The organism is Arthrobacter sp. PAMC25564 (assembly GCF_004798705.1).
In the GTDB taxonomy this organism is placed as follows: domain Bacteria; phylum Actinomycetota; class Actinomycetes; order Actinomycetales; family Micrococcaceae; genus Arthrobacter.
Map to the genome: position 1 here is coordinate 3,140,190 of NZ_CP039290.1, position 12,283 is coordinate 3,152,472.

10 protein-coding genes are annotated in these 12,283 nt (G+C 64.1%); 6 read left to right on the forward strand and 4 right to left on the reverse strand.

Annotated features, from left to right (window positions below):
* Positions 1-64 precede the first annotated feature (64 nt).
* Complete coding sequence (locus E5206_RS14685) at positions 65-1,708, reverse strand: NAD(P)/FAD-dependent oxidoreductase (protein ID WP_136323127.1); 1,644 nt, start codon at positions 1,706-1,708, stop codon at positions 65-67.
* A 50-nt stretch (positions 1,709-1,758) separates the two neighbouring features.
* The gene (locus E5206_RS14690) at positions 1,759-2,685 is read right to left on the reverse strand and encodes an alpha/beta hydrolase (RefSeq protein ID WP_136323128.1); all 927 of its coding nucleotides are present in this window, start codon (positions 2,683-2,685) and stop codon (positions 1,759-1,761) included.
* Between the two features lie 287 nt (positions 2,686-2,972).
* On the opposite strand from E5206_RS14690, the gene E5206_RS14695 reads away from it, so the two are divergent.
* The 3 genes from E5206_RS14695 to E5206_RS14705 are packed head-to-tail and all read left to right on the forward strand — an operon-like array spanning position 2,973 to position 5,877.
* The gene (locus E5206_RS14695) at positions 2,973-4,049 is read left to right on the forward strand and encodes an alcohol dehydrogenase (protein WP_136323129.1); all 1,077 of its coding nucleotides are present in this window, start codon (positions 2,973-2,975) and stop codon (positions 4,047-4,049) included.
* A gap of 6 nt (positions 4,050-4,055) precedes the next feature.
* On the forward strand, positions 4,056-4,802 hold the full coding sequence (locus tag E5206_RS14700) for a hypothetical protein (RefSeq protein ID WP_136323130.1): 747 nt from the start codon (positions 4,056-4,058) through the stop codon (positions 4,800-4,802).
* Positions 4,765-5,877 (forward strand): helix-turn-helix domain-containing protein, encoded by a 1,113-nt coding sequence (locus E5206_RS14705; protein WP_168709360.1) that lies wholly within the window; start codon positions 4,765-4,767, stop codon positions 5,875-5,877. The genes E5206_RS14700 and E5206_RS14705 overlap by 38 nt, the downstream gene beginning before the upstream one ends.
* Positions 5,878-5,935: 58 nt before the next feature.
* Here E5206_RS14705 and E5206_RS14710 read toward each other — a convergent pair whose 3' ends face one another.
* A complete protein-coding gene (locus E5206_RS14710; protein ID WP_136323132.1) occupies positions 5,936-6,832 on the reverse strand; it encodes a LysR family transcriptional regulator in 897 nt (298 codons plus the stop codon).
* Positions 6,833-6,943: 111 nt separating this feature from the next.
* Here E5206_RS14710 and E5206_RS14715 point away from each other — a divergent pair, with 111 nt between their 5' ends.
* A complete protein-coding gene (locus tag E5206_RS14715) occupies positions 6,944-8,191 on the forward strand; it encodes a CoA transferase (RefSeq protein ID WP_136323133.1) in 1,248 nt (415 codons plus the stop codon).
* A complete protein-coding gene (locus E5206_RS14720; RefSeq protein WP_136323134.1) occupies positions 8,191-9,390 on the forward strand; it encodes an acyl-CoA dehydrogenase family protein in 1,200 nt (399 codons plus the stop codon). Before E5206_RS14715 ends, E5206_RS14720 begins: the two co-directional genes overlap by 1 nt.
* Before the next feature lie 203 nt (positions 9,391-9,593).
* Here E5206_RS14720 and E5206_RS14725 read toward each other — a convergent pair whose 3' ends face one another.
* Positions 9,594-10,622 carry a helix-turn-helix domain-containing protein gene (locus E5206_RS14725; protein ID WP_136323135.1) on the reverse strand — a complete coding sequence of 343 codons (1,029 nt, stop codon included), beginning with the start codon at positions 10,620-10,622 and terminating at the stop codon, positions 9,594-9,596.
* Positions 10,623-11,094: 472 nt separating this feature from the next.
* Between E5206_RS14725 and E5206_RS14730 the strand changes: the two genes are divergently transcribed.
* Positions 11,095-12,249 (forward strand): sugar ABC transporter substrate-binding protein, encoded by a 1,155-nt coding sequence (locus E5206_RS14730; RefSeq protein WP_136323136.1) that lies wholly within the window; start codon positions 11,095-11,097, stop codon positions 12,247-12,249.
* Positions 12,250-12,283: the final 34 nt, after the last annotated feature.

Genomic DNA, 12,283 nt, shown 5'->3' on the forward strand with positions numbered 1-12,283 from the left:
ACGCGGAACGGCGGCTGCCACATCCCCAAGGGGTGGCAGCCGCCGTTCTGGCGTTTGACGCTTGCTACTCCGCCGGAGCGAGCACCTTCAGCTCGAACCCTTCGTAACCGGCTTCGCGGACTTCGGCGAGCTTGTTCCGGTAGTTGCCGAGGCCTCCGAGGTAGAACATGACGGTCTTCGTCTTTCCCGGGATGTTGGCGCCGAAGATCCAGGAGTCGGCCTTCGGGAAGAGCGTCATGTCGGCGATCTCCTGGCAGGTCCGGGTCCAGGCTTCCTCGGCCTCGGCCGTCGGCTCCACGGAGGCAACCTGTCCGGTCTCGGCGTCGTTGATCAGCTGTGAGATCCACTCGACCTGGGCCTCGATGCTCGGCGGCAGATTGGTGAAGGGGCCGTTGGGGCCAAGGATCATGAACATGTTCGGGAATCCGGCGGTGGTGACGCCGAGGTAGCTGGTGGGCCCATGCTCCCAGTGCTGCTGGATCGTCTCGCCGCCGCGGCCACGGATGTCGATCCGTGTGTAGTTTCCGTCCACGGCGTCGAAGCCGTTGGCGAAGATCAGGACATCGAGCTCGTGCTCCACGCCGTCCGAGGTCCTGATGCCCGTGGGCGTCAGCTCGACGATCGGTGTCTCCTTGACCGACACCAGCTCGACGTTGTCCCGGTTGAAGGTGGCGTAGTAGCCGCTGTCGCACAGGGGGCGCTTGGCGTAAAGGTCGGTCGGGGTGAGCTTGCGGGCCGTCTCCGGGTCCTCGACGATCTCGGCGATCTTGCCGCGGACAAACGCTGCGGCGGCCTCGTTAGCGTCCCGGTCCGTGGCAATGTCGCCGAAGGTGTTGAACATGAAGCGGAATCCGCCGCCGGTCTCCCAGGCCTTCTGGAAGACAGCCTGCCGCTCCGTTGCGGAGACGCTCATGGCAGGAACGGTGCTTTCCTCGAACCCGAAAGCTACGCCGGAACCCCGGACCTGTTCCCAGATCCTGCTGTAGTCCTTCTTGACGGATGCCACGTATTCCGGCGTGACAGTGGTGTTGCCGACCGGGACGCTGTACTGCGGTGAGCGCTGGAAGACGGTGAGGTGTCCGACATTGGGGGCAATGGCGGTGATGATCTGCAGGCCGGTCGAGCCGGTGCCCATCACGCCGACACGCTTGCCCGTCAGGTCCACGCCTTCGGGCCAGGCGCCGGAGTGGTAGATTTTGCCCTCGAACGAATCGATGCCCGGAATGGTGGGGATATTGGTGGCCGAGAGCAGGCCGAGGCCGTTGATAATGTACTTCGCCGTGATGGTTTCGCCGGTGTCCGTACCGATGACCCAGCGGTTGGCCGACTCGTCGTAGTGCGCGGAGGTGATACCCGTGTTGAGCTGAATGTCCTTACGCAGGTCATAGCGGTCCACAACATGTTCGAGGTACTTAAGGATTTCCGGCTGGGTCACATACTTGTGGGTCCAGTCCCACTCATTCAGCAGTTCGTCGTCGAATGAGTAGCGGTAGACATAGCTTTCGGTGTCCGACAGGGCGCCCGGGTACCGGTTCCAGTACCAGGTGCCGCCGACGCCGCCGGCGCGGTCGAAGGCGCGGACGTTGAGTCCGAGTTCGTTGCGCAGCTTGTGCAGCATGTAGATGCCGCCAAATCCGGCGCCGACGACGACGGCGTCGAGTTCGGCGGGAGAGGCGGAGCGGGCAGTTTGCCCGTGGTTTTCAGCCATGATGGATACTCCTTTGTATTTCAGGTCTTGTGTTGTGGGGTGGCCGGGGCTCAGTACTTGTACCAGCCGGCGATGCGGGCGAGTTCGGCGTCGGCGACCTCGGAGTTGCCGGCGAGGAACGGGAACACGTGCTGCTGGTCCTCGGCGATGGAGAGGGCCACGTCGACGCCGGCGGCCTCGGCCAGTGCGGCCAGGCGGGTGGCGTTGTCCAGGAGGGATTCGACCGAGCCTGCGGTGATGTACAGGCGGGGGAACCCGGTGAAGTCGGCGTAGAGGGGGTTGGCCAGCGGGTTCTGCGGGCTGACGGAATCGCCCAGCACGCCGGCGATCATGCCCTCGAGCAGCGGCACGGAGATGAGCGCGTCCGTGGCGTCGTTGGTGATCAGGGTTTCGCCCTTGTTTTCCATGTCCAGCCACGGCGAGAACGCGATGACCTGGCCGGGGAGCGCCTCTCCCTGCTCCTTGAGCGCCAGGGAAATGGCGACCGCAAGGTTGCCGCCGGCGGAGTCGCCAATGGTGGTGATGTCGTGCGGGTGGATGCCGCTCTCGACGAGGGCCTTGAAGGCAGCCACGCCGTCTTCAACCTGGGCGGGGTGCGGGTGCTCGGGTGCGCGGCGGTAGTCCAGGACAAAGGTGACGACGCCGACTGCCTTGGCCACGTGGCCGGCAAGCTTGCGGTGGCTTGATGCCGAGCCGACGGCAAAGCCGCCGCCGTGGGTGTAGAGCAGCACTTTCGTCCGGTCGGCACCTTCCGGGAAGGCCCAGATGCCCGGGACTCCGCCGATAACGTCCTCCTTGTAGGTGACTGCTTCGGGTTCCCGGGTGGGCTGGTGCCACTCGTCGAAGATGCTGCGGAACAGGCGCATCGTCAGATCCGGGGTGGTTGCGATGATGTTGGACCAGTCCGCGTAGAGGTCGCGGAGGGGATCGGTCGCCTGGGAAGTTTCTGTCACTGCTGCTTCGGTCGAGATTGTCATCTCATACTCCTTCGTATGGAGAGCGTCCCGAGCGTTGCCCGGGGGTGCGGATGGATCGGCATCGTGGCTGCGTTGCCGCTGTATATAGCGTGGGTCACATTTGTGCCGGCTCGGTGTTCCACTTTGGAACACGAAACAGCCGCCTTAGCCCGACGGAAGGCAACCGCTCGGAGGCCGGTCATTGTTGCTTTCCGCGCATCAAAGGTGCTTCGATTTAGTATTGGATACCTATCAGAACTGGTGTCATTCTTGAATCAATACAGTCTGCGCAACGATGCGAGGTCACCATGCACGCTTTTGCCGTTTTCCAAGACAGCCCCGAGATCCAGGCCATCGAGCTGCCGGACCCGGTGCCGACAGGAACCCAAGTCCTTCTGAAGGTCATCCGGTCCGGTGTGTGCCACACGGACACCCACCTTCGTGAAGGTTCTTACGACCTGGGCAGCCGGGGGGCGTTGAAGCTGGTGGACCGGGGCGTCACATACCCGCTGGTCATGGGTCACGAAGTCGTCGGTATCGTCGAGAAGGTCGGCGACCAGGTGCACGGGACCAAACCCGGCGACGTCAGGCTCGTCTACCCGTGGATCGGCTGCGGCAAGTGCCGGGATTGCCTCGCCGGCCGCGACAACGTCTGCGCCAACGGATGCAACCTCGGTGTCTCGGAGCACGGCGGCTACGCGGAGCAGATCCTGGTCCGCGACGAAAAATACCTGGTGGACATCGAGGGGCTGGACCTCAGCTGGGCCGCCACCCTGGCCTGCTCAGGGCTGACGGCCTTCAGCGCGGTGAACAAGGTCCTGCCGCTGGGACCGGACGAACCCGTTGTGGTGATCGGCGCCGGCGGAGTGGGACTCACTGCGATCGCGACCCTGAGTGCCCTGGGGCATCAGGCCATTTGCGCCGTCGACATTTCCGAGCGGAATCTGCAGCTTGCACGGGACGTCGGCGCAACCACCACCGTCCAGTCCACGGATCAAGGCCTCAGCGCCAAGATCATCGCGGCAAACGGAGGCCCGGTGGCAGCCGTCATCGACTTCGTCAACAACAGCCAGACGGCTCCCGTAGCCTTCGACTCCCTGCGCAAGGGCGGCCAACTGGTCCAGGTGGGGCTCTTCGGCGGGGAACTCACGGTACCCACCGCACTCATGGCCCTCAAGATGCTCACCATCAGGGGCAGTTTTGTGGGCAATCCTGAGGAGCTGAACCAGCTTGTCGCCCTGGCCAAGCAGGATGCCATTCCCCATATCCCCATCATCGATGCGGAGCTCTCCGCCCAGTCTGTCGGAGAGAGCCTGGATAAGTTGACGCACGGCGGCGTTCCCGGACGCGTGGTGCTGCGTGCGTCAGTCGGTGCCCAGGGCTGACCTGCCATGCTCAACCACCGGAACGTTCCCGATGATGCCCTCCGCGCTGCCCGGGAACACCTCATCCGGCGTGGCCTACGGGACGGGACACGGCTGACGGACGTTGTCCCACCGGACATCGAACACAGCTGGCGCCGCTCGATCGGCGTCGAGGCTTCGGCAAGGCCGGAGGCGTTTCTGTTCGTCAACGATTTCGATCCGGACGGGATCCTGATCCGTGCGGCCAAGAGTGTGATGGACCACTGGCTGGAAAGCCTCAGCGGTATGGGCATCTCTTTGTTCCTCAGTGACCAGTCCGGCCAGATTATTGCCCGCAGGCTTGGGGACAGGACGCACGGCAACCGTTTCGACGAGGCCTATGCCGCCGAAGGGTTCAATTTTTCCGAGCGCACGGTCGGGACCAACGGGCTCGGCACGCCCATCGAAGGACGCCAGGCCGTGTTTGTCCGCGGCGCGGAACATTTCAACGAGGCACTGTCCCCGCTGGCCTGCGCAGGGGCGCCGATCATGCACCCCGTTACCCGCCGTGTGATCGGTTCCATTTCCTTCGCCTGCGACACCGGTTTGGACAACCCGCTCATGCTGGCCATGTCACGGGAAGCGAGCAGCCAGATCGAACGGCGCTTGCTCGATCTCGGGACTCGCTTTGGGGATGTCGCAGCTGCGGCTGAGCTCCTCCAGAGCCCCGGTCATCATGCTCGATGCCCAGGCTGTGATGACCAACATTTCGGGCCTGGCGGTCATAAGCAGTGAACTGCACACCACACTGTGGGAGCAGCTGCGCGGTCTTGAATGGACCGGCGCCAAACAAACCATCGAGATACCGTCCCTGAACGTGGACGCCACCGTCCAGCGGATCGATGATTCCGGCGGCAGTTCTGCCTTCGCATTGGAGCTCTCCCGCATACCTGATGCTGCGGGTACTCCGCGGAAGGTCGACGCCGGTTTGCCCGGCACCGACTCTTCGGGCGTAGGGGCAGCGTTTCCGCACGTAATGCGCAGCACCTTCGACCGGGCCGGCCAGGGACCCGGGGCGATCGCTGTGTGCGGGCAGGGCGGCTCAGGCAAGCTCCACCACACGCTCGCCTGGCTCAACGGACGGGACTCCGGTCCGGGTCCGTTGATCCTCGACGCATGCCTCCTTCCCGAAGAAAAGGATGCCCGCTGGTTCTCTGCGGCCCGCGAAGCCATCGCAGACGGCCGAAGCGTTGTCCTGCGGCATCTGGAGGATCTTCCCCGGAGCGAGCTGAACAGGCTCAAAGCCCTGGATACGGCGGTGCGCCAGCAGCCGGCGCACCCCCCGGCGGGCCGCGACCCGGCTGTTCCTTCTCCGGCCCGACTGGTTCTGACCATGAATCCCGAGGGGTGCCCGGACTTCGTCTCGGACGTCGTTTCCCAAATCGCTGCGCGTGTGACGGTTCCGACGCTGTCCGAGACCAAGGAACGCATCCCCGTGCTGGCTGCGCATTTCCTGGATGCGGCCGCGCCTGCCGACAGATCCACGCTCTCCGCGGTCGCGCTGCAGGGGCTCATGCGCTGGCGGTGGCCGGGCAACGTCGCTGAACTGCGCGCCACGCTCGAGTCGCTGGGGCGCTCCCATCCCGGCCGCGTGCTGCAGGCCAATGATCTCCCGGAACATCTCAGGAACACCGGCAGGCGCACGCTGTCCAAACTGGAATCCCTCGAGCGCGACGCGATCGTTGCCGCCTTGGAACAGAGCGGGGGGAACCGCTCCGTCGCTGCGGAAGCCCTGGGGATGGGCCGAACCACCCTTTACCGGAAACTCCGCGCCCTGGCGATCGAGACGCCGGAGTTCATGGCACCCTGACCGGTCAAATACCCGTCATGACGCCGCCGTGATCCGGCGCCCGGCGTCCGGGTTCGTGTCAGCCGGCGCCGGGCAGGATCCGCTCGGCCAGCTCCAGTACCGCCCGCAGGGCAGGGCTGGAATGGTCCCGGCGCCAGGCCATCCGCAGCTCCACCGGAATCGTTTTGTCCATAACCTTCACGAAACGCACGTGGGGGTCCGTGACCGCCTCGGCCACCGAGGACAGCGTGAGCGTGCAGCCCACTTCCGCCCCGACCAGGGAGAGAGCGGTCCAGGAATCCGGGACGACCTGAACGATGTCCAGCTCGAACCCGGCAGCGTGCGTCAGCCGCCGGAGCCTGTCATTCAGCACCGCCCCTGCATGAGGCGGCAGTGAGACGAAGGTGTCGCCGCGGAAGTCGGCCATCCGGGCCTCACCGGCTCCGGCCAGGCGGTGGCTCGCGGGCACGGCGATGACGAGGTCCTCCGCTGCAAGCAGGCGCGTTTCAATCCCGGCAGCAATGTAGTCCCAACGACCAAGGGCGATGTCCACGTCGCCACTGACCACACGGTCCATGGCAGGTTGGGCAAAGTTCTGGCTGAAGAGCTCGATCTGGATGCCCGGGTGGTCGCGGCGGACCTCCCTGGCGAGCCGGCCCACCAAGGTATGAGTGGAGGCGCCGGCATAGGCAACCCGAACCCGCCCGACTTCTCCCTTGTCCGCCGCGTGAACCGCGATGCTCGCCCGGCGGGTGGCATCGATGATGTCAGTTGCCGGCCCGATGAACGCCTCTCCGGCACCGGTCAGCTTGACGCTGCGGGTACTTCGGTCGAACAGACGCGTTCCCAGCTCCCGTTCCAGCTGCTGGATGCTGCGGCTGACCGGAGGCTGTGCCATATGCAGCTTCTCCGCTGCGCGGCCAAAGTGCAGTTCTTCGGCCACTGCCAGGAAGGCGCGGATCTGTTGGATCTCCATGCAAGTGATTATTGCACCTGGCGCAACAAAAAGGCCATCAATAAGTATTGGACGGATAGCAATGGAGTCCGTCATGGTTGAGGGAGAGAACACTATGCGAGGAGCCTTTTGATGGACAGCCAACACTCCGCCACCCCTGAGACGTCGGCATTCGGCCGCAGTGCAGGCGGCCCGCTCAGCGGCATCGTGATCGCCGATTTCGGCAGGGTGCTGGCCGGACCGTACTGCACCATGCTGCTGGCAGATCTCGGGGCGACCGTGATCAAGATTGAGAGCCCGGCCGGGGACGAGACCCGGGCCTGGAAACCGCCCACCCGCGGCGATGATTCAACGTATTTCCTGTCGATCAACCGCAACAAGACCTCCATCAAGCTCGATCTTCGCGATCCGGACGACCGCCGGACGGCGCAGCGCATCGCGGAACGGGCCGACGTCTTGGTCGAAAACTTCAAGCCGGGAGACTTGGTGCGCTACGGCCTGGACTATGACACCGTCGCGGCCACCAACAAGGACGTTGTCTACGCCTCGATCACGGGCTTCGGGACGGCCGGGGGTGCCCAGCTCCCAGGCTACGACCTGCTGATCCAGGCGCTGTCCGGGCTGATGGACCTCACCGGGGCGCCGGACACAGGGCCGTTCCGTTCCGGAGTTGCGGTGTTCGACGTCATCACCGGCCTTCACGCCTGCATCGGTATCCTCGCCGCACTCCGGCACCGGGATCGCATCGGAGAAGGCCAGCTGGTGGAAATGAACCTGATGTCCTCTGCCCTCTCCGGCATGGTGAACCAGACGGCGGCCGTGGTGCTGGGCGGGACCGTTCCCGTCCGGCTGGGGAACGAACATCCGAGCATTTACCCTTATGAGCCTTTCGACACCGGCGACGGGAAGCTGGTGATCGCGATTGGTAACGACTCCCAGTTCCGCACCCTTTGCGCCGCGATTGGCCGGCCAGCGCTTGCCACAGATCCGCGTTTCGAAAAGGCGCCGCTGCGCAGCGCCAACCGCACCGAACTGCGGCCGCTCCTGGTGGAGTGCCTCTCGGCCCGGACCGCTTCGGAGTGGTTCGACATATTTACCGAAGCGAAGCTCCCCTGCGCACCGATCCAGGATCTGCGTGCCGGGATCGAATTCGCCGAACGGATCGGGCTGGAGCCTGTGGTGACCGTGGGGCACGGAGAGAGTGCTCAGCCCGGGGTGCGCAACCCCATCCGGCTGTCCAAGACCCCGGTGAGCTACGACCTCACGCCGCCCGATCTGGACAGCGGCGCGGAGCTGGTGCGCGCCTGGCTCGGCGACGGCGACAACCAATTGGCCGGCGTCTTTGCCGGCACTCCTACCCGATCCCCCGAGGAGCACTGATGACCACCGCAACGGACCTTTCCGTCAATTCCGACTTCTACGCACTGGATGACTACCTCAATGACACCGACCGTGCGCTGATCGCCCGTGTCCGGTCCTTCGTCGAACAGGACGTCAAGCCCATCATCAACGAATACTGGGAGAAAGCGGATTTCCCCTATCAGTTGGTGCCAAAGTTCGCAGGGCTGGGAATCATCGGCACGGCAATCCAGGGCTATGGTTGCCCCGGGCTGACCCGGCTGCAGACCGGCCTCGTCGCGATGGAACTCTCGCGAGGTGACGGCAGCATCAACACCTTCAACGCGGTCCACTCCGGGCTGGCGATGGGCACAATCAACCTGCTCGGCAGCGACGAGCAGAAGCAGCGCTGGCTGCCGGCGATGGCCAGGCTGGAAAAGCTGGGCGCATTCGCACTGACCGAACCGGATCATGGCTCTGACTCCGTGGCCCTGGAAACCTCCGCGCGGGTCGACGGCGAGCACTACGTCCTCAACGGATCCAAGCGCTGGATCGGGCTGGGCCATGTGGCGGACCTCGTCATCATCTGGGCCCGCGACACAACCGACCAAAAGGTGAAGGCCTTCGTCCTGGAAAAGACCGATGACGGCAGCTACCCCGCCGGATACAGTGCCGAGGCCATCACGGGAAAGATGGCCAAGCGAGCGATCCAGCAGGCACAGATCGAGATCGACGGCCTGCGGATCCCCGCCGGAAACCTGCTGGCCAAGTCGAAGTCCTTCCGCGACGTCGGAGCGGTGCTGAACACCACCCGCAGCACTGTGGCCTGGGAATCGCTGGGCCATGCCACCGCCGCCTATGAGATGGCGGTCCAGTACGCCCGGGAACGTGTGCAGTTCGGAAAGCGGATTGCCAGCTACCAGCTGGTGCAGAACAAGCTTGCCAACATGCTTGCGGACCTCACCGCCATGCAGCTGATCTGCTTCCGTACCGCGGCGCTTCAGGACGAGGGCCGGCTCAGCAACGAACAGGCTTCCCTGGCCAAGATGTTCACCGGGGACAAGGCCCGGACGCTGTGCCGGGATGCGCGTGACATGTTTGGCGGAAACGGGATCCTGCTGGAACACCACGTGGCACGCCACCTGACCGACATGGAAGTGGTCCACACCTATGAAGGGACGGATTCCATCCAATCCCTGATCCTGGGCCGTGAGATTACAGGCATTTCTGCCTTCTCCTGACGAATCCGACGCCGACAGGGTTTCGTTACCAGTTCCGGCACCGCCCTCCATAGGGAACTGCTGCACTAAGAAGCACGGCCGTCCGACAGGGTGGCCGTGCTTTCGCATGGGGACTGGGCGGCGGAAATCGAGTACATTCCTGACACGGCGTTAGGCGCGGGCTGCACGCCCTGCGATCAGGGCGTGCAGCTGGCGGTCGGACCCTACAGTCCGTATCGACGGATTCTCTCGTAGAGCGTCCCGCGTGCGATGCGCAGTTGCTCTGCAGCGTCCGATTTGTTTCCGCGGCACTCCCTTAGCACCGATGCGATGATCTCCCGCTCGGCCAGCTCGAGCTGGCTCAGCTCGGGCAGGACTACCATCCGAGGCCGGGCGTCGGAACCTTTCACGTGCGAGCGAGCAAGGCTTGCGACACTCAGACGGCTGAGCACCAAGGAACAGCCCTCCGCAGTCCTGGGCGGCATCACAGGCACGATCTGCGCACGAACGCCGGTCGGCAGGACAAACTCCCTGGTGAAGGGTCCTGCCTCTTCGACATAGTGCCACAGCTGTTCTCGGTCAAACGATAGGCCGCCGAGACCATCCTCGGCGATCATGGTGTACCGGTCCAGTGTAATGACGGCCGCGCCTGTTCCCGCCTTCACCCGCAAATGGGCATCAAGAAGCCGCTGATGGCGGGCGCGGGACAGGCGGGTCAGCGAATCCTGAATGCCGGTCAGCAGCATGTTGAGCGCAATCTTCAGATGCGGGTTCGGCTCGCCGGCAAGGCACGTAATGTTAACGGCGCCGAGCAGTTTTCGCGTAATTGGGTGCAGGACCGGACTCGCTGCGCAGACGAGGTTGTGCATGCGCTCATCCAGGTGATCGGTGCCTTGAACAATGGTGGAGGCGCGGGTCGCAAGCGCGACACCCACTCCATTCGTGCCCGCGGAACCCTGGGCGAGGTCGGCGCCCTCCGTTACATCTGCGCGCGCAAGATGCCGACGCAGGCTCGGAGCAGCTGCCCATTCGTAGGTCACCCTTCCATCGGCGTCAGTAAGGGCCAGCCAGGTCGTAGTCCCTTCAAGTGCCTCCTGCGTCGAGGAGATGGCTCTTCGCGCTACCTTCAGGAGAGACAACTGCTCCTCGGCCGAATTCGACATCTTGTTGTTCCTCCGCGTCATTGCGTGTGATGGAATCGTCCAGCCGGGCGCGAGCAACTGCGCTTCACAAGCTGAACTGGTGCCGCTCAATTTGGCTGTCCCCTGTCGACGTCATGAGCGGCATCCTTCAAGTGTGACATAACCCACAATCGGGTTCAGCTCCACGGGCAAATTGTTCAAACATTGGACACTTTGACCCACCGACACTTTGCTGAAGCCCCACCCCGGCGGGTAGGTAGCGGAGTTGAGAGGCACAGACCCCACGGTCGGTAGCCCTCCTTGGTGCCCGAACGAACGGGCCGAAAGGACTGATGGAATCGGCGAAGTCTGGCTCTCGGACCCATGTTCAAGTTCTGTACAGGGCACGGATTCAGGTACTAATCCGCGCAAGAATCCTAGAACTCGGGTTTGTCCTGCGACTAGGTCAGCAACGGGTCCGGCTCGGCCGCACCTGATTCCGTGGAGCATCTCCACGAACCGCCGATGAGGAAAATCCTGACGCTCTGCGTTATTCCTGGCGTTCAAGCCCGCTCACTCACTCTATTCAAAGGAGCATAGATACATGCATTTTTCGTATGCCCGCGCATGGCGAAAGATCGCCGTTGCGGTCCTCGCTACCGGCCTTCTCACCTCTACCGCTGCATGTAGCACCAGCAGCAGCGCCGCCCCCGGCGCCCCGGCCGCGTCCCAAGGCAAAGGGACCGGCACGACGGATGGCGGCGGCGCTCTCCTCAAGGTCTTTATGCCGTCGACCTCGAACGTCTACCTGGCGGCTGCCTCGCAGTCCATCAAGGACGAGGCGAAAGCCCTGAACTACACCGTCAACATCGTCGAGAACAACTGGGACCAGACTGAGCAGGACCAGCAGGTCCAGGAATGGCTTGCCACCGGTGAGCGTGCGGCCGCGGTGCTGATGTGGCCGGCAGGCGCCGCCGCTGCAACGAACTCGATTCGACTGCTTTCGGCGCAGGCACCTGTGATCCAGTTCAACAACCTGGTCACGCCGGAAGCGTCCAAGTACGTGACCGCCTACGCGGGGGTCTCGGATACAGGCATCGGCAAGGAAGCCGGAGCCAACGCGCTCGCCGCCGTCGAGAAGCTCAAGGCCGAAGGGGTCAAGTTCCACGGCCCCGGCGGCAAGCCCAACGTCGTCGAGATCCGGTTCACCGCCGGGTACGCAGCCGGTGATGACCGCGAGAAAGCCTTCGCGGAAGCCACTCCGGGTGCGTTCAACATGCTCGCCGTCGAACCCACCCCGACCGTTGACGCGCAGGGCGGCTTCAAGGCAGCCAGCCAGGTCATCCCCCGCTTCCTCGGACAGGGCATCGACATCGTCTACGCACACAGTAACGACGTGGCAAACGGTGTGGTGCAGGCGCTGGAGCAGAACGGGCTGAAGCCGGGTAAGGACGTCATCCTGATCACCGGAACCTCCTCTGGCGACATGACCAACCTGCGCAGCGGGAAGATCTGGTCCGCCACCCTGCAGTCCCCGGTGATCGAGGGAGCCCTCGTGGTCCGGACCGCCGCGCAGTACATCGCCACCGGCCAGGTGCAGTCCGGCGACGTCACCATCGAATCGTCGGCGACCAAACCTGAACTCAAGGTCGAGGCCCCGCACACGGCCACGTACATGATGAATCCCCAGGTGACGGCCGAAAACAATGCCTCCTTCGACATCTGGGGCCTCTCGTTCGACAAGCTGATGGGCAAATAGGACCCCCTAACTGGAGTCCGCCCCCAACCGCGGA